Source organism: Micromonospora salmantinae, assembly GCF_022230905.1.
In the GTDB taxonomy this organism is placed as follows: Bacteria; Actinomycetota; Actinomycetes; order Mycobacteriales; family Micromonosporaceae; genus Micromonospora; species Micromonospora salmantinae.
In genome coordinates, this window is record NZ_JAKKFG010000045.1 from 46,575 (window position 1) to 68,394 (window position 21,820).

The following is a 21,820-nucleotide window of genomic DNA, read 5'->3' on the forward strand; positions in this document are numbered from 1 at the left end:
GAGCAGAAATGATCGAGACCAGGGGGCTGCGGAAGTCGTTCCGCTCCCGCGCGGGTCGAGAGACGAAGACGGTGGACGCCGTGCGGGGCGTCGACCTTGACGTTGCCAAGGGCGAGATCTTCGGCTTCCTCGGCCCGAACGGCGCCGGCAAGACCACCACGCTGCGGATGCTCGCCACGCTGATCGAGCCGGACGGCGGCGAGGCCACCATCGCGGGCGCCGACCTGCGCAAGGACCCGGCCGAGGTGCGCCGCCGCATCGGGTACGTCCCGCAGGGCGGCAGCACCTGGGACGAGTCCACCGCCCGCGAAGAGCTGGTGCTGCACGCCCGGATGTACGGCATCAGCAAGGCCGACGCGCAGCGGCGTGCCGCCCGCGCACTGGACGCCTTCCAGCTCACCGAGTACGCGGACCGCAAGTGCAAGACCTACTCCGGCGGCCAGCGTCGCCGGGTGGAGATCGCCCTCGGCATCATCCACGAGCCGAAGATCGTCTTCCTGGACGAGCCGACCACCGGCCTCGACCCGCAGAGCCGCGCCCACATGTGGGACGAGATCCGCCGGCTCCGCGCCGACGGGATGACCGTCTTCATCACCACGCACTACCTGGACGAGGCCGACGCGCTCTGCGACCGGATCGCGATCATGGACAACGGCGAGGTGGTGGCCGAGGGCACACCAACCGAGCTCAAGCGGGAGATCTCCGGCGACGTGGTGCTGGTCGGTCTCGACCTGGCCGCCACCCCGCAGGCCGCCCAGACGCTCGACGGCGAGCCGTACGTCAACAAGCTGGAGACGGTCGACGAGGGCGGCCTGCGCCTCTACGTCGACGAGGGGGCCACCGCCATTCCGCAGGTGCTGCGCCGACTCGACCACGCCGGGCTGGAGCTGCGCTCGATCGAGCTGCACCGACCCAGCCTGGACGACGTCTTCCTCACCAAGACCGGCCGCTCGCTGCGCGAGTCCTGACCACCGGAGACGACTCTCATGAAATTCGCCCGTGACACGTGGCTGATCTTCCAGCGCCAGATCCAACTCCTGCTACGCAACCCGGTCTGGGTCTTCGTCGGCGTGTTCCAGCCGGTCATGTACCTGCTGCTCTTCGCCCCGCTGCTCAAGCCCGCACTGAACGCGCCCACCCAGGCCGCCGCCTACAAGATCTTCGTACCGGGTCTGCTGGTGCTGCTGGCCATCTTCGGTGGCCTGTTCCAAGGCTTCGGCCTGATCGCCGAGCTGCGAGCCGGCGTCATCGAACGCTCCCGGGTCACCCCGATCAGCCGGCTCGCCCTGCTGCTCGGCCGCTCGCTGCGCGACGTGGTCTCGCTCCTGGTGCAGGCGGTCATCATCACGCTCTTGGCGCTCATCTTCGACCTACGGGTGTTCATCGGGGACCTGCTGCTGGCGTACCTGATGCTCGCCCTGATCGCCCTCATGACCTCGGCCGTCTCCTACGGCGTCGCCCTCAAGGTCAAGAGTGAGGACGCGCTGGCCCCGCTGATGAACACCGTGGCGCAGCCGGTGCTGCTGCTCTCCGGCATCCTGCTGCCGCTGACCTTCGCACCCGGCTGGCTGCAGGGCATCGCCAACTGGAACCCGTTCTCCTGGGCGGTCGACGGCACCCGGGCACTGTTCGCCGGTGACCTGGGCAGCGACAAGGTCTGGCAGGGCCTCAGCATCACCGCGGTCCTCGCCGCGCTGGGCGTCTACTGGGCCGCCCGCCAGTTCGCCCGCAGCGTCCGCTGACGCTGGCTTTTGCTATTGGGGTGTCCCTGGGTGGGGACACCCCAACAGCCGTGTTCGGTGGTTGCCGACGGTCAGCGGACCCGGGCGAGGGTCAGGCCGTCCGCGATCGGCAGCATCACCGGGTCCACCCGCACGTCCGCGAGAACCTCGTCGTTGAACGCGGCGATGGCCCGGTCATTGGCGTCCTGCGGGGCGATGACCCGCCCGCCCCGCAACACGTTGTCGACGGCGATCACCCCACCCGGACGCATCCGGGGCACCAACTCCGCCCAGTAGATCGGGTAGCCGGTCTTGTCCGCGTCGATGAACGCGAAGTCCAGGTGCCGCTCGTGCGGCAACTCCCGCAGCCCGTCCGCGGCCGGGCCGATGCGCAGGTCGATCAGATCCTGCACGCCGGCCCGCGCCCAATAACGTCGGGCGATGCCGGTGAACTCCTCGGAGATGTCGAAGCAGGTCAGTCGCCCACCCTTGGGCAACCCGCGGGCGATCGCCAACGACGAGAGCCCGGTGAACGTGCCGACCTCGACGGCCTGCCGCACGTCGAGCAGCCGGGTGAGGAACGTCAGGAACGCGGCCTGCTCCGGTGCCACCTGCATGGTGGCGTGCTCCGGCAGCACCGACCGGGTCTCCTCGGCCAGGTCAAGGATGATCTCGTCCGGCGGGGAGCCGTGTGCGACCAGATAGGCGTGCAGCTCGTTGGTGAGCGGGATCGACTTGGTGGTCATGACCGGACGTTACCGAGCGGCTCGACCGTTTGGCCGCCCGGCGCGACAGTCGTCCACAGGTCGGTGATCCGCAGATCCAGCTCGGCGAGGAGCCGGCGCAGCAGCGGCATCGACAGCCCGACCACCGTCCCCGGGTCACCCTCGATCCGCTCCACGAACGGCCCACCCAGCCCGTCGATCGTGAACGCGCCGGCTACCGCCAGCGGCTCACCAGTGGCCACGTACGCGGCGATCTCGTCGTCACTGATGTCAGCGAAGTGGACAGTGGTCGACGTGACCGCCTCCGCGCGCCGGCCCGCAGCAACGTCGACCAGGCAGTGCCCGCTGTGTAGAACACCGCTGCGTCCCCGCATCCGCAGCCACCGCCGGGTCGCGTCAGCCGCATCCGCCGGCTTGCCGAGGATCTCCCCGTCGAAGGCGAGCACCGAGTCGCAGCCGATCACCAACGTCCGTTGATCGGCGGTCGGGTTCAGCCGGGTCAACACCGCCTGCGCCTTCAGGCGAGCCAACTCCAGGCACAACTCCTCGGCCCGCTCGGTCACCACCAGGGACTCATCCACCCCACTGACCAGCACCTCCGGCTCGACGCCAGCAGCCTGGAGCAACTTACGACGGGCAGGGCTCGCCGATGCGAGCACGAGGCGGAGCGGCAAAGTCTCAGACACCAACCCGACGTTACCGCCCAGCCCCCCACCAAGACCGACACCCCGCCCAGCGCGGCCATGTGGTCGGGCAGTCGAGCGGGCGCGGTTTCCTGAAAGTCGAGTGGACCACCGCTTCGCTGATCAATCAGCGACTGATCCTGGGCGGCGGATCATCACCACGCCGGCGTCGCCGCGCTATCACGGCCCACCCAACCCCGGCAGCCACGAGCACACCGAGGGTGGCCAGGCCACGCGCGGTCGCGCCATCGCTCTCATCACCCGGTTGAGCGCCAGCCGTCGTGGTCGGGCCAGCACCGGCCGGAGCGCTCACCGATTCAAACCCGAGCGGCGGTACGTCTGCCGTCAGCGCCGCCACAAGATCGATTACCCCGTAGCCGTACTCGTCGTCACGCCCAGGAGGGCCCTTGTCGACGGCGGTGGCCGTGAGCCGGTGCGCCACCTCCCGGGCCGGCAGATACGGGTACTTGGACCTGATCAACGCAGCCGCGCCCGCAACGATCGCCGTCGCGCTCGAGGTGCCAGTCCCCTTCGAGTATTTCCCGCCGTAGCTGGTGCTGTAGATGTCAACCGCAGGAGCGACCACATCGATATTCGGTCCGGTGACCGAGATGGCGGCATGCTGTCCGGCGCGATCGACACCTCCAACCGCGATAACACCCTCTTCGCTGGCCGGATACGCAGTTGGGCTGTGGGGTGAGTTACCCACTGATGCCACAACTATGATGTTTGCCGCGAGGGCGGATTTGATTGCCCGGACGAGGCGCGGTGTCGATGCGCCCCCGCTCGAGATGCTAATGACTTGAGCGTTGCTGGCTATCGCATATTCTACGGCTGCAGCGAGATCATCGGCTTCGCCGAAGTTGTCTGCGCTAGCCGCCTTTATTGGAAGTATTTTAGATTTAGGCGCAATGCCGAGTGCGCCTGAACTCGTGCCCCTGCCATGCGCCGCAATTAACCCCGCCATGCTCGTGCCGTGACTGTTCGAGTCCTGCTGACCATCTCCCAAGCCACCCGCTACGGTGTCTGTGCCCTTGAGTAGATTCTTTCTAAGATCGGGGTGAGGATCAACGCCAGTATCCGGAACCGCGACGATGACTCCCTCGCCCTGGCTGACCGTCTGTGCTCGAGAAACGTTCAGGAAGCGAAGATGCCACTGGTCGTCTCGAATGCGCTCGGCTTGGTCGGGCCCTACCATGCCATGTGTCGAATACGGCCAATCCTCCGTGGTTGGCCCGAGGCCCGTGATTGGCAGGACCAGTGTGACCAGAATGGCTCGGGTAATGAGTCGCATTACCGCGAGAAGCCGATAGCCGGGCCAGGATCAATAGGTCCTTCGTCGTCGGGTGGCCGGACTACCGGAGTCACCCCCTTTTCAATCTCCCACGGGTTATCGGGGTCCCAGTGGCGTGCGCTGTTATCAGTCTGTCTGCGGGTGCTCGGCCGCGCAGGGTTTGACTGCATATAGCCGGGACTCGTCAGGCCGGGGCCACCGCCGATTGGTGGGATGCTCTGTGCCGCTGAAAAGCTGCGACCCGCGCCAGGTCGAGAACCAGCTCCTCCGCTAGGTGCTGTGCCCGCAGCCCCACCCCCAATTACGCCGCCAATCGGGTTGACGCGGCGGGCTGAGTTCGGCCCTGACCCGGGCTGGCCCAAACCGATTGATGGTGGACCTCCGATGATGCCTCCCGGTGGCATGGCTTTGTTGGAAACCGGGGGCGTCGATCGATGGGTAGAGCTTTCCGCCCCAGCCTGCGGCCTGCCAATTGATCCTGACGGCGGGTGGGGGGCCAACTCGCCAACGGGTCGCACTGACATGCCGGGCGGCGGGCCGAGGGGGGCGCCTGGGGACGCTGGCGGAGGGCTCGCCAACCCAACTGGACTTGGGCTTGACGTGCTCGGTGTTAAGGCCGTACCTACCCCACCCAGCACAGGGCCGACGCTCGCGGGAGTCAGGGGAGGCGTAGGTCCTGCAGGAGTCGTTGTCGGAGTTTGCGACGGCGGCGCTACTGGTGCCATCGGCACTGCGACGACCGGGGGAATGACCGGACTCTGCGCGCTCGTGTCATAGACGTCAGGATCATTTGGCTGATGGCCTGGTCGACGTGGTGGCGGGGGTGGTTTTTGTAGGGTTGCTTGGGCTTGTTGGAGTTCGCCGCTCAGATTGAACATCATGGATCGCGCCTGGACGTTCAGCCGTTCCAGGTCCCCATCAGCAACAGGCGGCGTGGTAGCCCGGTTGCCCATCACCGCTTTCGGGTCGGCGACCATCGACTCGTACGCCTGCTTCTGCTGGAACTTGGTCGCGTACTCCTCGTAGATCTTGCGGAGTGCGGCGCGGGTGGTGCCGATGGCCTGGGTCGCGGCGGAGAGCGCGGTGTAGTTCGCGGCGGCGGCGTCGTGGGTGCGCTGCACCTTGTCGATGAGTTCGTCGAGTTCGGCGAGGTACGTTCCGGAGGCGGCGCTGGTTTCGGGGGGCCATGCCTCGGCGAGTCCGCGTCGGTACTGCTGGAGGCGGCCGAGGTGGGTTTGCGCCAGGTCGCAGACCTTGCGCCAGCCGGCGACCTGTTTCCAGTGGTTGGCGGTGTCGTGGTCCTGGAGGCAGGCCCACATGCTGTTGACGTCCATGAGGTGCCAGTCGGTGAGGCCGGAGGTGCGGCCGGAGCCCCGTTCGATCACGGCAGCACCACCCGCCCTTCGGCGTCGGCGCTGGTCGGGTCGGTCAGGGTTGGCGTCGGGCCGCCGGACAGGACGCTGGCCGGGTTGGCGAGGGCTCGTTGCACGTCGACCACTCGGGCGGCGGTGAAGGCGTCGCTGTCGGCGTAGTGGGTGGCGACCTGATCGGCGGCGGCGGCCAGGTGGCCGGTGGCGCCTCGGACGGCGTACACCATGTCGGCGGTGGCCTGCTGCGTCTCGTGGTGGGCGTGCAGGAAGGTGACCAGTTCGATGAAGGCGTCGCAGGGGTTGGGCAGCTTCGCGGACATGTCTTCGGCGATGTACGACAGGTGCGGCGCGTAGTTGCTCTCGACCTCGGCGGCGAGCCGGTCGGCGAACTCTCTGAGCTGGCTGATGTCGGCTTCGATGCCGCCGTAACCGCGCAGCCAGGGTGCTGGCCGGTCCTCTTCGGGGATCATGGATCCTCCCTACCCGTAGCGGCACCGTTTCCCTGAGTGAGGTTAACGGCTCAACGCCACCCTGACAGCCCCCGTACGGCAGGTCTCGGGTCAGCGGGGCAGGCCGGCGGCGCGCCACCCGCGGGAGCCGCCGGGTCGACCGCTGCGCGCCCAGGCGGATTCGGTCGCCGGCGCGGGGGCTGCGGCCGGACGGGTTCGGACGATGATCGCCCCCACCAGAGCGGCCAACTCCTCGGCGGTGGGCACGCCGCGGACGACCCGGAACAGCGGCTCTTCGGCAGACATGCCGCCAGGGTACGCGGCGCGAAGTTACCCGAAGCGCACAGTGGCGTGCCGGCGGTGTGAGCGTCGGCGGGTCCGGGTACCGTCTCACCGATGTCGAACGCGCTTCCCCAACTCGTCGCTGACCGATACCGGCTTCTGTCGCCGCTCGGCCAGGGTGGCATGGGCCGGGTGTGGAAGGCGCGCGACGAGGTGCTGCATCGGGACGTCGCCATCAAGGAGTTGGTGCCGCCGCCCGGTCTCACCGATGAGGAGCGCCGCGAGATGCGTGAGCGCTCGCTGCGGGAGGCGCGGGCCATCGCCCGGCTCAACCACGCCAACGTCGTCCGCATCTTCGACGTGCTGCGCACCGACGGCGATCCGTGGATCGTCATGGAGTACGTGGCGTCGAAGTCGCTGCAGGACACTCTCGCCGAGGACGGCCCGGTGTCGGTGGCCCGCACGGTGGAGATCGGCCTGGGCGTGCTGGGCGCGCTCAGCGCCGCGCACAAGGCGGGTGTCATGCACCGCGACGTGAAGCCCGGCAACGTGTTGCTCGGCGACGACGGTCGGGTGGTGCTGACCGATTTCGGTCTCGCCACGATCCCCGGTGACCCCAACGTGACTCGCACCGGCATGGTGCTCGGCTCACCCGCGTACATCTCGCCGGAGCGCGCTCGGGACGGCACTGCCGGGCCGGAGGCCGACCTGTGGTCGCTGGGCGCGACGCTCTACGCGGCGGTCGAGGGCAAGTCGCCGTACGCCCGGCCGTCGGCGATCGGCACCCTGGCCGCGTTGGCCACCGAGCCGATTCCGCCGCCGAAGAACGCCGGTCCGCTCAAGGCCGTCCTCAACGGGCTGTTGCGCAAGGACCCGAACGAGCGGATCACCGCCGAGGTGGCGGAGCGGTTGCTGCGCCGCGCCGGGGGCAAGCGGTCGCGCGGCATCTCCCTGCTCGATGGCGTACGCCGGCCTGGGCCGAACGGTCCGCGCGAGCCGCGCCTGCCGGTGGTGCCGGCCCCGCGGCCGGCCGAGAGTGTCGACCGGCCGGTGTCGCCGCCGCCGGCCGCCGCGACCACCTCGGCGGCCACCTCGGCGGCCACATCTGCTGCCGCCGCGACCCCCGCCGCCGATGCCACGCCGACGGCCGTCGTTTCCTCCGGTGCGGTCGCCGACCCGACCGCGGTGGTGCCGGCCGAGTCGACCGCTGCGGCGCAGGTCGACCCGACCGCTGCGGTCGACCGTCCGTCCGATGCAGACCCGTCCGATGCCGAGCCGACCGCGAAGGTCACTGCCGCGCCTGACACGAGCGGCGACGGTACGACGACCGTCGACGACGAGCCGACGGTTGTCGACGGTCCGCCGGTGGCTCCGGAGCAGCGCAAGCCGACCACGCCGACGTCGCTCATGCCGCCGGTGACGTCGGCCGGCCGCGCGCCGGTGCCGCCCACGGATGGCACGAAGCCGAACAACACCCGGCGTAACCTGCTGATCGGTGCCGTGGTGGCGCTGCTGCTGATCGGCCTCGTGGTGGTCGTGCCGATGCTGACCACTGACGACGACAAGACCCCGCAGGCCAACCCGACCGGTGGTGCCGCGACCTCGGGCGCCGCACCGACCACCGCTGCGGCGCCTCCGCCGCCCACCAGCGGTGCCCCGAGTCCGTCCGCCTCGGCCACCCCCTCGGTAGACCCGAACGCGCTACCGGCGGGCTGGAAGCTGCACCGGGACCCGGGCGGCTTCGCCCTGCCGATTCCCGACGGCTGGGTACGGCGCAGCGCGGGCCGCAACACCGTCGTCTTCGACCAGTCCAACGGCCCGGGTGAGCTGCTTGTGCAGTGGACCGACAGCCCGCTGAAGAGCGCGGTCGACGACTGGCGGGACCAGGAGCCGAACCGCAAGAACCTCGTCAACGACTACAAGTACATCAGCATCAAGGAATGCGACTTCTGGAAGGTCTGCGGCGACTGGGAGTGGCTGGAAACTCGTGACGGCACCCGGATCCACGTCCGTAACCGGGGTTTCGTGACGGCCAGCAACCGGGGCTACGCGATGCGGTGGGAGATCGCGGACAAGGACTGGCAGGCCAACCTGCCGAACTTCGACCGGATCGCCGCCGGTTTCGTGCCCGACCGTCAGGACTGAAACTCATTCGCATGACCTTGCGTCGTCGTGGGTACTTGACCTTCGACGACGGAAGGAGGCACGACATGGGTTACCGACGGAGGGACACTCGGCCCCGGCTGGCACTGTGGATGCTCGTGGCGCTCGGCGACGCGATCCTGCTGCTGGTCAGCGCGGGGGTTTCGGTGCTCGTCGCACTGCTCGGCGTCGTGATCGTTGCCGGCTTTGGCGTGGCTGCCTGGCGGTTGACTCGCCGGGGTGCGCTGGCTCGTGAGGATGCTGTGGTGCCGGCCCTGAGCCGGCGGCGGGCCTGACCCGTACCCGGTGGTGTGGCGGCAGCCGGACCGATTGTCGACCGTGTGGTGACCGTCGATCCCGCTGCCGCCAACGGCCCGGTCAGGTGTTGTTTGCCAACGCGATCAGGCGGCTCCGGTCGCCGTTCCAGTAGTTGCGGTCCACGTCGCCGCTGATCCCGGAGACGCGGCCGGTGGCGGTGTACTGCCAGAAGCTCCACACCGACGCGCCGGCCGGCAGGGCACCGGGGGTGCTCGACCAGCGGGCCAGCCAGAGCGGGTGGTTCGCCCACGGGCCGGTCCAGCTGCCGGTGCACTGGTTCCACCAGCTCGTGGTGGTGTAGATGACCGCGTACCGGCCGGTGCGGGAGCGGTAGGTGTTCAGGAAGTCCTGCACCCAGTTGCGCATCCCGGTCGTGCTGAGCCCGTAGCAGTAACCGCCGCTGTACGGGTTGCCCTCGATGTCCAGCGCGGCCGGGAGGGTGCGGCTGTCCGCAGACCACGCGCCGCCGTTGGAGGCCAGGTAGTTGGCCTGGGTGGAGCCGGCGGAGATGTTCGGGCGGGCGAAGTGGTACGCCCCGCGGATCACCCCGGCGTTGTACGAGTTGACGTAGTTGGCGTTGAAGTTCGGGTCCTTGTAGCTGGTGCCCTCGGTCGCCTTGATGAACGCGAACTGGATGCCCGCGTTGCGGACGCTGGTCCAGTTGATGGTGCCCTGGTAGCGGGAGACGTCGACACCGGGTGTGGTGGCGGCGGCCGCCGGTCCGGCGGTCGCGACCAGGGCCGCCGCCGCGGTGGCGAGGACGGTGAGGCCGGCCGCGAGCGCGCGGCGCAGCGATGATCGGGTACGGGCCATGAGTGCCTCCAAGGACGTCGCTCTATCGACATCCATCTTTGGAGGTAAGTGCCCTAGATCACAAGGGTGACCGGAAAAAAGCTTCATCGGCGGGCGTCGGTCGCCCCAGTGGTCGACATCCGAGCCGGTGCCCTCGGGAGCGACACGGAACGCCGCCGGTAGGCTCGCGCCCCATGATGTCGATCGACGGGCTGGGCGACCTGTGGGACACGCTGTTCGGCGCGCAGCCGGACCCGCCCGCGCTGCTGGTGCTGATCACCGGGGCCGTGGCGCTGGTGGTGGTCTCCACCCGGCTGCCGTGGCGGATCGCCCGTAACGCCATCACCATCGCGCACGAGGGCGGCCACGCCCTGGTCGCTCTGCTCACCGGCCGCAAGCTGCACGGCATCCGGTTGCACTCGGACACGTCCGGGCTGACGCTCTCCGCCGGCCGCCCCACCGGGCCGGGCATGATCCTCACTCTGCTCGCCGGATACGTCGCGCCGCCGCTGGTGGGGCTGGCCGGCGCCTGGCTGCTCGGTGGTAACCGGATCACCCTGCTGCTCTGGGTGGCCGTGGCGCTGCTGCTGGCCATGCTCGTCATGATCCGCAACGTCTTCGGCGTGGTGTCGCTGCTGGTCACCGGGGCGCTGGTGTTCGCCGTCTCGTGGTACGCGACGCCGCAGGTCCAGGCCGCTTTCGCGTACGCCGGGGTGTGGTTTCTGCTGCTCGGTGGGGTGCGGCCGGTGGTCGAGCTGCAACGGCTGCGTTCGCGGGGGCGGATGCCCGCCTCCGACGCCGACCAACTCGCCGGGCTCACCCCGTTTCCGCCGCTCTTCTGGGTTGGCGTCTTCGCCCTCGTCAACCTGGCGGCGCTGCTCGCCGGCGCGCTCCTGCTCGTCGGCCCGATCCTCACCGACGCCGGCCTGACGCTCTGACCCCGCCGCCACCCGGGTCGATCAAGGAGTTGTGGTGGGCCGCGAAAGCCGCAATACACCCCCAGCCAGGCACCACAACTCCATGATCGACGGCCGGAGGGGCGCGGGCGGGCAGAATGAGGCCATGCGATACGTGATCATCGGGGCGGGTGCTGTCGGCGGGACCATCGGCGTACGGCTGGCTCAGGCCGACCGGGACGTGACAGTGGTGGCCCGCGGCGCCCACCTGGACGCGATCCGCGCGCGGGGTCTGACAGTGCGGCAGCCCGACGGTGAGGTCACCGCCCGGCTCGCGGCGGTGGACCGGCCCACGGACCAGCCGCTGCCGGCGGACACCGTGCTGATCCTCACCGTGAAGTCGCAGGACACCGCCGGCGCGTTGGCCGCCTGGGTGGACGCGCCGGTGGCCGGCGGCGGCACGGCGGGCGAACGTCTGCCGCTGGTGACAGCGCAGAACGGGGTGGCCAACGAGCGGGCCGCGCTGCGCCTCTTCGCGGACGTGCACCCGGTCTGCGTCTGGCTGCCGGCCACCCACCTGGACCCGGGCGTGGTGGTCGCCAACGGGTACCCGCATCCCGGGATGCTCCACATCGGGCGGTACCCCGGGGGCGCCGACGACACCGACCGCGCGATCGCCGCCGACCTGACCGCCGCCGGCTTCGTCGCCCCGGTCCGCACCGACGTGCTGCGCTGGAAGTACGGCAAGCTGCTCAGCAACCTCGGTAACGGCCTGCAGGCGTTGCTCGGCCAGGACATCCCGGACGCGCTGGTCGAGCGGGTACGCGCCGAGGGCGTCGCCGCGCTCGCCGCCGCCGGCATCGCGCACACCTCGCCGGAGGAGGAGAAGGCCGAACGCGGCGACCTGGTCGGGCAACGCCCGGTCGACGGCGAGGCCCGCTCCGGCGGCTCGACCTGGCAGAGCCTGGCCCGGGGCACCGGCTCGACCGAGGTCGACCACCTCAACGGCGAGATCGCGCTGCTCGGCCGGTTGCACGGCGTACCGACGCCGGTCAACGTCGCCGTGCAGCGGGCCGTACGCCGGGCGGTCCGGGAGCGGATCGGGGCCGGCGCGTTCCCGCTCGCCGAACTGGAAAAGTCGATCGCCTGAGCGGGCAACCAACGCCCCGTGCCGGTGCGTGTTCCCAGCGACCGACACGGGGAGGTAGCGGGTGCCGGACGTCGACGGGTTCGACGAGTTCTACCGGGGGAGTCGGCAACGACTCCTCGGGTTCGTCTACGCCCTCACCGGCGATCGGGGCGAGGCGCAGGACGCCGTGCAGGAGGCGTACATCCGGGCGTGGCAGCGCTGGTCGACGGTCAGCGGGTACGACGACCCGGAGGCGTGGCTGCGGGTGGTGGCCAGCCGGATCGCGGTCAGCCGGTGGCGCAGCCTGCGGAGCCGGGCCCGCGCGTACCTGCGGCACGGTGTGACCGAGACGGTTCCCGGGCCGGGCACCGACACCGTCGAGGTGGTCGCCGCGTTGCGTCTACTGCCCGAGGAACAACGTGTCGCGATCGCCCTGTACTACCTGATGGGGATGCCGGTCGCCGACGTGGCGCGGGAGACCGCAGCCCCGGTGGGCACGGTCAAGGCTCGACTCTCCCGGGGGCGTGCCGCGCTCGCCGGTCTGCTCGCCGTCTCTGATCTGGAGGAGGCCACCGATGCGTGACGACCCGCCATTCGTCGAACAGATCCAGCGGGACCTGCGGGACGTGCGCTGGCTCGCCCCGGAGGAGATCCGCTCCCGGGGCCGTCGCCGCAGCCAGCGCAAGATCGTGGTGGCGACCGTCGTGCTGGCCCTCGCCGGGTTCTCCGCCGTGGCGGTCGCGGCGCCGAGGACGTCCCCGCCATTGGTTCAGCCGGTCGCCGCGCCCTCCGCCTCGCCGACCCGGCACGAGATCACCACCGACGCCCTGTTGCAGCCGGCCGACCTGCCGCAGCCGGTTTACGTGCAGCTCAGCCAGGCAGGGCTGGGCGAGCCGGTGCGGCTGGAGGACACGCTCGGCCACTGCCGGACCAGCCAGGGACTGCCGGACGGCTGGCAAATGTCCATCCTGTCCCGTTCACAGACCCTCATGCGGAAGCCCACTCAAGGCGTCCTCGTGCCGGGCGACGCACTGGTCATGCAGGATCTCTTCAGGCTGGTGCCCGAGACGGCTCGACAGCTCTTCACCAGTCTGGACGACCTGGTCGCGCCGTGCGCCGAGTGGCGAAGCGTCGAGCAGTGGCAGACGGTGAACGGCACCCACACCATGGAGGTGATCCACCGGTGGGCGGTGGTGCAGCGGGGCTTCGCGGGGGACGACGCCGCCATCCTGCGGGACACGCTCACGGCCCCTCGGGACGTGCAGACCGGGCAGACGTTCGGCAATGCACCGCCGCCGACCTTCCTGGCCGTCGTCCGGGTCGGCGACGCTGTCTCGCTGCTCCGCATCGCAGATGACGGCACCGAGGCGAAACTCCGCCAGCTCGCCGTTGCGGCGGCAGCCCGGATGTGCGCTGCCGCCAACCCAGCCTGCTGACCCCCGGCTCGGGGTCAGCAGGCGGCGGCGAGATCAGAGCGGGATGTTGCCGTGCTTCTTGGGCGGCAGGGTCTCCCGCTTGGTCCGCAGGACGCGCAGCGCCCGGACGATCTGGGCGCGCGTCTCGTGCGGAGCGATCACCGAGTCGATGTACCCGCGCTCGGCGGCCACGTACGGGTTGGCCAGGGTGTCCTCGTACTCGGCGATCTTCTCGGCCCGGACCGCCGCCGGGTCCTCGGCACCGGCCAGCTCGGAGCGGTAGAGGATGTTCACAGCGCCCTGCGCACCCATCACCGCGATCTGCGCGGTCGGCCAGGCGAAGTTCAGGTCCGCGCCGAGGTGCTTGGAGCCCATCACGTCGTACGCCCCGCCGTACGCCTTGCGGGTGATGACGGTGACCTTGGGGACGGTCGCCTCGGCGTACGCGTAGATGAGCTTCGCGCCCCGGCGGATGATGCCGTCCCACTCCTGACCGGTGCCGGGCAGGAAGCCGGGCACGTCCACGAAGGTCAGCACCGGGATGTTGAACGCGTCGCAGGTGCGAACGAAGCGGGCGGCCTTCTCCGAGGCGGCGATGTCCAGGGTGCCGGCGAAGTGCATCGGCTGGTTGGCCACCACACCGACCGGCCGCCCCTCGACCCGGCCGTAGCCGACCACGATGTTCTGCGCGTAGAGCGGCTGGACCTCCAGGAACTCCCCGTCGTCGAGGACGTGCTCGAGGACTGTGTGCATGTCGTACGGCTGGTTCGCCGAGTCCGGGATCAGGGTGTCCAACTCCCGGTCCTCGTCGCTGATCGCCAGCTCGGCGGGGGCGTCGACGACGACCGGCTCGTCGAGGTTGTTCGACGGCAGGTACGACAGCAGCGCCTTGACGTAGTCGACAGCGTCCTCCTCGTCGCTGGCGAGGTAGTGCGCGTTGCCGCTGCGGGAGTTGTGCGTACGCGCGCCGCCCAGCTCCTCCATGCCGACGTCCTCGCCCGTCACCGTCTTGATCACGTCGGGGCCGGTGATGAACATGTGCGAGGTCTGGTCGACCATCACTGTGAAGTCGGTGACCGCCGGGGAGTAGACCGCGCCGCCGGCACAGGGGCCCATCACCAGTGAGATCTGCGGGATGACGCCGGAGGCCCGCACGTTGCGGAAGAAGATCTCGCCGTAGAGGCCGAGCGAGACGACGCCCTCCTGGATGCGCGCGCCGCCGGAGTCGTTGATGCCGACCACCGGGCAGCCGATCTTCATGGCCAGGTCCATCACCTTGACGATCTTCTCGCCGAAGACCTCGCCGAGCGAGCCACCGAAGACTGTGAAGTCCTGCGCGAAGACGCACACCTGCCGGCCGTCCACCGTGCCGTAGCCGGTGACCACACCGTCGCCGTACGGGCGGTTCCGCTCCAGCCCGAAGGCCGTGGACCGGTGCCGGGCCAGCTCGTCGAGTTCGACGAAGGAGCCCTCGTCGAGCAGCATCTCGATCCGCTCGCGGGCGGTCTTCTTGCCGCGCGCATGCTGCTTCTCCACGGCGCGGGCCGACCCGGCGTGCACCGCCTCGTCGACCCGGCGCTCCAGGTCCGCCAGCTTGCCCGCGGTGCTGTGCATGTTGGTCCCGGTCTCGGTAGTCACCCAGGGAATATAACGATGGTTCAGGTGGGTGCCGCTGTGCAGTACGCCTCAGTGTCGACCGGAGCACCGCCGTAGGCTGGCGGAATGTCGGGCTCCCCGTACACCGATCTGGACCGGCCGCCGCTGTCGGCGGCCCGGCTGCGCCGCGCGTTGACAGCGCCGAACGGGCCGTGGGCCCGGCTGGAGCTGCGTGCCGAGACGGGCTCCACCAACGCCGACGTGGCCGAGGCCGCCCGGGCCGACGAGCCCGAGGGCTTGGTCGTGGTCGCCGAGCGGCAGACCGAAGGGCGTGGTCGGCGCGGTCGGGTCTGGCAGTCGCCGTCGCGGGCCGGCATCGCGACGAGCGTCCTGCTGCGGCCGGGCGAGGCCGTGCCGGACCGCGGCTGGCTGCCGGCGACACCCACTGGGTACGGGTGGCTGCCGTTGCTGGCCGGCGTGGCGCTGGTCGAGGCGGTGGCCCGGCTGGCCGAGCTGGAAGCCACCCTCAAGTGGCCGAACGACCTGCTGATCGACGACGCGAAGTGCGCGGGCGTGCTGGCCGAGGCGGTGCCCGGACGGGCGCCGGACCAACCGCCGGCGATCGTGCTGGGCATCGGGCTCAACGTGACGTTGCGCGCCGACGAGCTGCCGGTGAATCCGACCGGGCTGCCGGCCACCTCGCTCCAGTTGGCCGGCGCTGTGGCCACCGATCGGGATCCGCTGCTGCGGGCGCTGCTGCGGGCGGTCGCCGACTGGTACGACCGTTGGCGGTCGGCGGGCGGCGACGCGGTGGCCAGCGGCCTGCGCGACGCCTACCTGGCGGCCTGCGCGACGATCGGCCGCGAGGTACGCGTCCTGCTCCCCAACGGTGAGTCCCTGACCGGCACCGCCACCGGAGTGGACCCGGACGGCCAACTGGTGGTCACCACGTCAGCCGGCACCCGAACCCTGGCCGCCGGCGACGTCCTGCACCTCCGCTGACGACCGGCAAGATCACGAAGAGTCGAGTGGGCCCGCGCGGCGGATGTTGTGGTGGGGCTTGGGGGGTTTACCGTCTGCGCGTCTAGAAAATCGCGTTGGAGGTTCCCGTGGCGTTTCCTGAAGACGTGCTCACCGAGGACGAGCACGTCGTGCTGCACCTGCATCCGCACTGGAAGGCGTTGATCCGGCCGATCGCGGTGCTGGTGCTGGCCATCGCCGCGGTGGTGGTCGGCGTGCTCCTGTTGCCCGAGAGTGGTGGCGGTTCGATCGCGCTGGCCGTGATCGGGGCGATCGCCCTGGTCGCGGTGCTCTGGCTCGGCCTGTGGCCGTTCCTGGTCTGGCGCACCACCCACTACCTGTTCACGAACGAGCGAGTCCTGCTTCAGCAGGGTGTGTTCTCCCGGGACCGGCGGGACCTTCCGCTCGCCCGGGTCAACGACCACTCGATGAACCAGCGTTTCGTCGAGCGTCTGCTCGGCTGCGGGACGCTCACCATCGAGTCGGCCGGTGAGCGCGGCCAGTCGGTGCTCGCCGACGTGCCGGACGTCGGGAAGGTGCAGACCACCCTGTACGAGCTGGTCGAGGCACAGCACGACAAGCACTCGCTGGGCGATGGCGAGATGCGCGACATGCTCGCCGACATGCAGGACGGCAAGCCGTTGCGCGACACCACCACCTGAACCGGCCGGTTGGGACCCGCCCCTGCCGCACTGTCGGGGGCGGGTCAGTCGGGTCGTCGGGCCTCGGGTGAGCCGCTGCTCTGCGTCGGGTCGCCGTCGGACGGCCCGACGGTGGACGGGTCCGCTGCGGTCGGGCCGCCGTCGGGCTGGTCAACCCCGCGCCGGTCAGCGTCGGGCTGGTCAGCGTCGGTCGGGGCGGCTTCGGTGGCCTCGGCCTCGACCTCGGCGGGGTCGGCCTCGACCGGTCGCACGGCGAACCAGCCACGGAAGCGGGTCCGCAGCACCTCCTGCTCGGGCCGGTCGTCCGGGCCGAGGCGCAGCATGGTGCCGGTGAGGCTGACGGTGCCGAGCCCGGGGCGGGCGGTCGACGGCCGGGCGCCCATCACGTCGACTCGGACGGCGAGCCGGTCGCCGGCCCGCACCGGGGCGAGCCAGCGCAGCTCCTCCAGGCCGGGGGAGGCGTCAGCCGCGGCCCGGGACAGCAGGTGGTCGACGTACGCGCGCATGAACAGGCTGACCGTGTAGAAGCCGCTGGCGATCAGACCACCGTGCCGGCTCGCGGCGGCCAGGTCGGGGTCGACGTGGTACCACTGCGGGTCGAAGCGTCGGGCGAAGGCGACCATCTCGTCGGCGTCCACGGTGACCACGCCGAGGTCGACGGTGAGCCCCGGGACGAGATCCTCGAAGAACAGCTCGGCCGGGCGCCCCGTGCCGGAGCGGGCGTCGGGTGTCGTCACCGGCGGGGCGCGCGACGGGTGCTGACGTGCAGCTCCGCGGCGAGTTCCGCGTCCAGGTCGACGGCGGGGCTGACGCTCAACCGCGGGAGCCGGCCCTGAGTCGGTGCGCCGGCCGGGGAGTCGAGGCGGTGCGCGGACTCCGCCTCCTCCAGTTCGGACACCGATTCCGCCAACTCGGCGACCGGGTCCATCTCCGCCATGGTGTCCCACTCGTCGCGCGGAATGCCGTGCCAGGTGGAGTCGGGCTTCGTGGCCTCGTCCTCGGCCGGTGCGACGGGTTGGAAGACGAAGGTGCGGTACGACCAGAACCGGAACAGCGTGGCCAGCATGACGCCGACGGTCTTGGCCAGATTCAGCGCCAGCAGCCCGTTTACGCCGAGACCGTACTTGGCCGCCGCCACGGCCCCCAGCTCAATGAGCAGGCCAGCGCCGTTGAAAAGGAAGAAAAGGAGATATTCCCTGCGAAGCGCCGATTTCGGGCGATCGCTGTACGTCCAGTGCCGATTCATGAGGTACGACGTGATGGTGGCGACGATCGTCGCGATCACTGTCGCCTTCAACTGACCATTGACGAAAACGGTCAGTGCAAGGGCATTGAACACCGCGTAATTGATGACGGTGTTGATGCCGCCGACGATGCCGAACTTGAGCGCCTCGTGGATGAACTTCTGCCAGCGCTCAGGCAGCAGGCGGACAAGACGCATGCGAAACACCTTAGGGCAGTCGGTGCGGCCGGCGATCACCGGCCGAACGAGGTGGGCGGCAGGTCACGCCCCGTGGTCTCGGTCGGGATTCACCTGCGGAAGGGTCGGGGTTCCCGCTTCGACGAAGACGAACCGCCGGTACGACCAGAATCGAAACAGCGTGGCGAACCCCGTGCCGACGATGTAGCTGGCGAGATTGTCCGCCAGGCGCGTCTGGAACACGGCCGGCCAGATGGCTCCGAGCCCGTAGCGGCTGAGCGCGAGGCAGGCCACAGTGATGCCGAGACCGACAGCGTTGAAGAAGAAGAAGAGCGCGTACTCGCGGGCCGCGTTGTTGCGCTGTCGGTGCCGCCACGTCCAGAACCGGTTGCCCACGAAGGCGACGGACGCCGCGATCACCGTGGAGATCGTCTTCGCCGTCAGCTCTTCGACGCCGTACTTGCTCGTCAGGTAGTTGAAGAGCGCGAAGTCGACGAGGAAGGCGAAACCACCCACTGTGGCGAACTTGCCCATCTCGTGGATGAGGTGACCGAAGCGGTCGAGGAGTAAGCCGACGAGACCCCGTCGGGTCTGCCGGGGACCCGGTTGTTCCCCGGTCATCGTGGCGGCCACGGAGGGAGCCTACCGGCTGCCGTCCAGTCAGAGGGGTAGCAACGGCAAGCGGGCGTGGTCTCCCGGAGGGGCCCAGCGCCGCGTACGTGACCACTGCACAGAGCGTAGCCAATTGGGAGGACTGAGCCGCCGCGGAACGGGAATCACCGCACCGGTCGGCGGGGGCAGGTCCACGGCCCGACCGCAACAAGCGTCCGCCGGGGTGCACAACAAGATTTGCGTGAAACTGCGCGGGAAAGCGGGTATCAGCTCGTGATGCCGCAGCGAGGCCGTAGCTTGTGCAGTTCTTCACAACCTGTCCCACTGACTCGGAAGGCTGCCCGGTTTACGCTGAGGCCAATCCCAGGTTTCCACGAAGGCGACGCATCGCGCCGCTGAGTCTCGTGCATCCCATAGATCGGTCAGCGTCGACCACAAGGAGATGTGTCATGGTTGCTCCGGCTGTTGTGCGGGGTATCGATCAGGCCCCGACGTCCCATCCGAAACTGCTCGCCTGGGTCCGTGAGGTCGCGGAACTGACCACCCCCGACCGTGTCGTCTGGGTGGACGGGTCCGACGAGGAGTGGCGCCGCCTCACCGATGAGCTGGTCGAGGCCGGCACCCTGATCCGGCTCAACCCGGAGAAGAAGCCCAACTCGTTCTACGCGCGCACCGACCCGACGGACGTCGCCCGGGTCGAGGAGCGCACCTACATCTGTTCCGTCGACGAGGCGGACGCCGGCCCCACCAACAACTGGATGGCGCCGGCCGAGATGAAGCGGACGATGACGGACTTGTACCGGGGCTCCATGCGCGGTCGCACCATGTACGTCATCCCGTTCGTCATGGGGCCGGTCGAGGCCGAGTCCCCGATGTTCGGTGTCGAGATCACCGACAGCCCGTACGTGGTCGCCTCGATGCGCATCATGACGCGGATGGGCGCCCGGGTCCTCGAGGCAATGGGCGACGACGCGGATTTCGTGCACGCGCTGCACTCGATCGGCGCCCCGCTCGCCCCCGGCCAGCAGGATGTCGCCTGGCCGTGCAACGAGACCAAGTACATCTCGCACTTCCCGGAGAGCCGGGAGATCTGGTCGTACGGCTCGGGTTACGGCGGCAACTCGCTGCTGGGCAAGAAGTGCTACTCGCTGCGGATCGCCAGCGTGATGGGCCGGGACGAGGGCTGGCTCGCCGAGCACATGCTGATCCTCAAGATCACCTCGCCGGAGGGCAAGACCTACCACATCGCCGGCGCGTTCCCGTCTGCCTGCGGCAAGACCAACCTCGCCATGGTGGAGCCGACGATTCCCGGCTGGAAGGTCGAGACCATCGGCGACGACATCGCCTGGATGCGCTTCGGCCCGGACGGTCGCCTCTACGCCGTCAACCCCGAGTACGGCCTGTTCGGCGTCGCGCCCGGCACCGACTGGAAGACCAACGCCAACGCCATGCGCACGCTGGACCGGGGCAACTCCGTCTTCACCAACGTCGGCCTCACCGATGACGGCGACGTCTGGTGGGAAGGCATGGGCGAGCCGCCGGCACACCTGATCGACTGGAAGGGCAACGACTGGACGCCGGAGAGCGACAGCCTGTCCTCCCACGCGAACAGCCGGTTCTGCACCCCGATCACCCAGTGCCCGATCCTCGCCGACGAGTACTTCGACCCGAACGGCGTGCCGATCGACGCGATCCTCTTCGGCGGACGCCGCAAGGACACCGTCCCGCTGGTGACCGAGGCCCGCGACTGGGTGCACGGCGTCTACATGGGTGCCACGCTCTCCTCGGAGACCACCGCCGCCGCGTCCGGCGCCGTCGGCGTGGTCCGGCGAGACCCGATGGCGATGCTGCCGTTCATCGGCTACCACGCCGGGGACTACTTCCGGCACTGGATCGAGATGGGCAAGGGCGCCGACGGCGACGAGGCGAAGCTGCCGAAGATCTACTACGTCAACTGGTTCCGCAAGGACCCGGACGGCTCGTTCCTCTGGCCGGGCTTCGGGGAGAACTCCCGGGTGCTCAAGTGGGTCGTCGAGCGGATCGAGGGCACCGCCGACGCGGTCGAGACGCCGGTCGGCATGGTCCCCGCGCCGGACGCCCTGGACGTCGAGGGCCTGGACATGACCCCGGAGGATGTTCGGATCGCGCTGAAGGTCGACCCGGACGAGTGGCGTAACGAGCTGCCGATGATCACCGAGTGGTTCGAGAAGTTCGGTGACAAGCTGCCCGGCGTGCTCTGGGCCGAGTTGGACGCGCTGCGCGCCCGCCTGGACGCCGCGCAGCCGCAGCGGTAGGTGTGAACGAGGCCCTTCGCGGGCAACATCGGATTTCATGAGGACGGCCGCCGAGACCCAGGTCCGGCGGCCGTCCGCCGTCCGGGTACTCACCACCCTGCTGGCGACGACGGCGGCGGCCACCGTCGTGGTCGAGCTGCTCAACTGGTGGTACGCCCCGGAGCAGGGATTCGGGCTAGCCGTACGGACCGGCTGGGCCATGCTGCGCTCGTTCGGCTTCCTGCTGCTGATCGGGCACGTGCGACGGGGTCGTACGGTGGCCCGCCCGTTCGGGCTGATCCTCGCGGTCACCACGATCTTCGCGGTCGGCCGGCTCATCGTGCCCCGGCAGGGGGTGCCGCCGCTGCCCGGCCTGCTCGGCTTCGCCATTCTCACGGCGCTCTGTGTCGCGGTGGTCTGGTTGCTCTACCGCTCGTCGGCGTTGGCCGGGCACCTGGTCCGGCACCGTCCACGCCTCGTCATCGACCGGGACGGCATCTCCTGGCGGGAGACCCCTCCACGCCGACCACAGTCCAGTGCCTGGTTGTTGACCAGCCGGGTGGCGGCCTTCACCTACAGCCCGCTGATGTTGGTGCCGGCCCTGGTGGCCGGGGGTTCCATCCTGGATGGTCGACTGACAGCGGTGCCCGCCGTGCTGTTCTGGTTCGGTGCGGGCATCACGGCCAGCTACGCGGTGCTGTTCTGCACCGCGTTCCTGATGCGGGGCAAGGACTGGGCGCGTGGCCTGCTGGTCGTCGTCACGGTGGCCGTACTCGCCGTGGATCTGCCGCTGTGCTGGTGGCTGTTGGGCGTGGACGGCCTGATCCGCGACGGCGCCCCTCTGCTCGCCGCCGCCGGGCTGGCGCTCTACGGCCTGCGCCGCGCCGCCCGCACCCCCGACGCGGCCCAGCCTGAACCCCAACCCTGACCGCGGTGGGCCCCGCACCGACGCGGCTGGGTGCCGACCCGGCGGCCGACCGCGACCCAGTCCACGCCCATCCCCCCTTTGCTCTGCACCCCG

22 protein-coding genes are annotated in these 21,820 nt (G+C 69.8%); 12 read left to right on the forward strand and 10 right to left on the reverse strand.

Going from position 1 to position 21,820, the window contains the following annotated elements:
* Positions 1 to 8: 8 nt before the first annotated feature.
* Both PSH03_RS29100 and PSH03_RS29105 read left to right on the forward strand, forming a co-directional pair.
* Positions 9 to 968 (forward strand): ATP-binding cassette domain-containing protein, encoded by a 960-nt coding sequence (locus PSH03_RS29100; RefSeq protein ID WP_112601935.1) that lies wholly within the window; start codon positions 9 to 11, stop codon positions 966 to 968.
* Positions 969 to 986: 18 nt separating this feature from the next.
* Complete coding sequence (locus PSH03_RS29105) at positions 987 to 1,742, forward strand: ABC transporter permease (protein WP_124823257.1); 756 nt, start codon at positions 987 to 989, stop codon at positions 1,740 to 1,742.
* Between the two features lie 71 nt (positions 1,743 to 1,813).
* On the opposite strand, the gene PSH03_RS29110 is transcribed toward PSH03_RS29105, so the two are convergent.
* From PSH03_RS29110 to PSH03_RS29135, 5 genes are all read right to left on the reverse strand, one after another.
* Entirely contained in the window at positions 1,814 to 2,467 is a 654-nt protein-coding gene (locus PSH03_RS29110; RefSeq protein ID WP_210784435.1) for an O-methyltransferase, read from the reverse strand.
* Positions 2,464 to 3,132: a Maf family protein gene (locus PSH03_RS29115; RefSeq protein WP_238690999.1), complete on the reverse strand. Its 669-nt coding sequence runs from the start codon at positions 3,130 to 3,132 to the stop codon at positions 2,464 to 2,466. Before PSH03_RS29115 ends, PSH03_RS29110 begins: the two co-directional genes overlap by 4 nt.
* 124 nt (positions 3,133 to 3,256) lie before the next feature.
* Entirely contained in the window at positions 3,257 to 4,327 is a 1,071-nt protein-coding gene (locus tag PSH03_RS29120) for a S8 family serine peptidase (protein WP_238691000.1), read from the reverse strand.
* 1,477 nt (positions 4,328 to 5,804) lie between these two features.
* Complete coding sequence (locus PSH03_RS29130; protein ID WP_238691002.1) at positions 5,805 to 6,263, reverse strand: hypothetical protein; 459 nt, start codon at positions 6,261 to 6,263, stop codon at positions 5,805 to 5,807.
* Between the two features lie 90 nt (positions 6,264 to 6,353).
* A complete protein-coding gene (locus PSH03_RS29135; RefSeq protein ID WP_112601931.1) occupies positions 6,354 to 6,548 on the reverse strand; it encodes an acyl-CoA carboxylase subunit epsilon in 195 nt (64 codons plus the stop codon).
* A gap of 90 nt (positions 6,549 to 6,638) precedes the next feature.
* Between PSH03_RS29135 and PSH03_RS29140 the strand changes: the two genes are divergently transcribed.
* Together PSH03_RS29140 and PSH03_RS29145 are read left to right on the forward strand one after the other, a co-directional pair.
* The gene (locus PSH03_RS29140) at positions 6,639 to 8,669 is read left to right on the forward strand and encodes a serine/threonine-protein kinase (RefSeq protein ID WP_238691003.1); all 2,031 of its coding nucleotides are present in this window, start codon (positions 6,639 to 6,641) and stop codon (positions 8,667 to 8,669) included.
* A gap of 65 nt (positions 8,670 to 8,734) precedes the next feature.
* A complete protein-coding gene (locus tag PSH03_RS29145; RefSeq protein ID WP_210784429.1) occupies positions 8,735 to 8,962 on the forward strand; it encodes a hypothetical protein in 228 nt (75 codons plus the stop codon).
* A gap of 82 nt (positions 8,963 to 9,044) precedes the next feature.
* Here the strand turns inward: PSH03_RS29145 and PSH03_RS29150 are convergent, their stop codons facing one another.
* Complete coding sequence (locus tag PSH03_RS29150) at positions 9,045 to 9,797, reverse strand: GH25 family lysozyme (RefSeq protein WP_210784428.1); 753 nt, start codon at positions 9,795 to 9,797, stop codon at positions 9,045 to 9,047.
* A 173-nt stretch (positions 9,798 to 9,970) separates the two neighbouring features.
* Between PSH03_RS29150 and PSH03_RS29155 the strand changes: the two genes are divergently transcribed.
* The 4 genes from PSH03_RS29155 to PSH03_RS29170 all read left to right on the forward strand — a co-directional run bounded on the left by PSH03_RS29155 (position 9,971) and on the right by PSH03_RS29170 (position 13,237).
* Entirely contained in the window at positions 9,971 to 10,714 is a 744-nt protein-coding gene (locus PSH03_RS29155) for a M50 family metallopeptidase (protein WP_238691004.1), read from the forward strand.
* 124 nt (positions 10,715 to 10,838) lie between these two features.
* The gene (locus tag PSH03_RS29160; protein ID WP_238691005.1) at positions 10,839 to 11,822 is read left to right on the forward strand and encodes a ketopantoate reductase family protein; all 984 of its coding nucleotides are present in this window, start codon (positions 10,839 to 10,841) and stop codon (positions 11,820 to 11,822) included.
* Between the two features lie 61 nt (positions 11,823 to 11,883).
* Positions 11,884 to 12,384 carry a SigE family RNA polymerase sigma factor gene (locus tag PSH03_RS29165; protein WP_210784424.1) on the forward strand — a complete coding sequence of 167 codons (501 nt, stop codon included), beginning with the start codon at positions 11,884 to 11,886 and terminating at the stop codon, positions 12,382 to 12,384.
* Entirely contained in the window at positions 12,377 to 13,237 is an 861-nt protein-coding gene (locus PSH03_RS29170; protein WP_238691006.1) for a hypothetical protein, read from the forward strand. The genes PSH03_RS29165 and PSH03_RS29170 overlap by 8 nt, the downstream gene beginning before the upstream one ends.
* Positions 13,238 to 13,270: 33 nt before the next feature.
* On the opposite strand, the gene PSH03_RS29175 is transcribed toward PSH03_RS29170, so the two are convergent.
* Positions 13,271 to 14,854 (reverse strand): acyl-CoA carboxylase subunit beta, encoded by a 1,584-nt coding sequence (locus PSH03_RS29175; RefSeq protein ID WP_238691007.1) that lies wholly within the window; start codon positions 14,852 to 14,854, stop codon positions 13,271 to 13,273.
* A gap of 84 nt (positions 14,855 to 14,938) precedes the next feature.
* Between PSH03_RS29175 and PSH03_RS29180 the strand changes: the two genes are divergently transcribed.
* Positions 14,939 to 15,814 (forward strand): biotin--[acetyl-CoA-carboxylase] ligase, encoded by an 876-nt coding sequence (locus PSH03_RS29180; protein ID WP_238691008.1) that lies wholly within the window; start codon positions 14,939 to 14,941, stop codon positions 15,812 to 15,814.
* 107 nt (positions 15,815 to 15,921) lie between these two features.
* Entirely contained in the window at positions 15,922 to 16,494 is a 573-nt protein-coding gene (locus tag PSH03_RS29185; protein ID WP_210784420.1) for a PH domain-containing protein, read from the forward strand.
* Positions 16,495 to 16,538: 44 nt separating this feature from the next.
* On the opposite strand, the gene PSH03_RS29190 is transcribed toward PSH03_RS29185, so the two are convergent.
* The 3 genes from PSH03_RS29190 to PSH03_RS33085 all read right to left on the reverse strand — a co-directional run bounded on the left by PSH03_RS29190 (position 16,539) and on the right by PSH03_RS33085 (position 18,535).
* Positions 16,539 to 17,231, reverse strand: coding sequence for a MaoC/PaaZ C-terminal domain-containing protein (locus PSH03_RS29190; protein WP_210784419.1), 693 nt, complete (start codon positions 17,229 to 17,231; stop codon positions 16,539 to 16,541).
* The gene (locus PSH03_RS29195; RefSeq protein WP_210784471.1) at positions 17,228 to 17,935 is read right to left on the reverse strand and encodes a GtrA family protein; all 708 of its coding nucleotides are present in this window, start codon (positions 17,933 to 17,935) and stop codon (positions 17,228 to 17,230) included. Before PSH03_RS29195 ends, PSH03_RS29190 begins: the two co-directional genes overlap by 4 nt.
* A gap of 63 nt (positions 17,936 to 17,998) precedes the next feature.
* On the reverse strand, positions 17,999 to 18,535 hold the full coding sequence (locus PSH03_RS33085) for a GtrA family protein (protein WP_210784470.1): 537 nt from the start codon (positions 18,533 to 18,535) through the stop codon (positions 17,999 to 18,001).
* Between the two features lie 440 nt (positions 18,536 to 18,975).
* On the opposite strand from PSH03_RS33085, the gene PSH03_RS29205 reads away from it, so the two are divergent.
* Together PSH03_RS29205 and PSH03_RS29210 are read left to right on the forward strand one after the other, a co-directional pair.
* A complete protein-coding gene (locus PSH03_RS29205; protein ID WP_210784418.1) occupies positions 18,976 to 20,820 on the forward strand; it encodes a phosphoenolpyruvate carboxykinase (GTP) in 1,845 nt (614 codons plus the stop codon).
* Positions 20,821 to 20,857: 37 nt separating this feature from the next.
* Positions 20,858 to 21,727 carry a hypothetical protein gene (locus PSH03_RS29210; RefSeq protein ID WP_238691010.1) on the forward strand — a complete coding sequence of 290 codons (870 nt, stop codon included), beginning with the start codon at positions 20,858 to 20,860 and terminating at the stop codon, positions 21,725 to 21,727.
* The last annotated feature ends 93 nt before the right edge of the window (positions 21,728 to 21,820 follow it).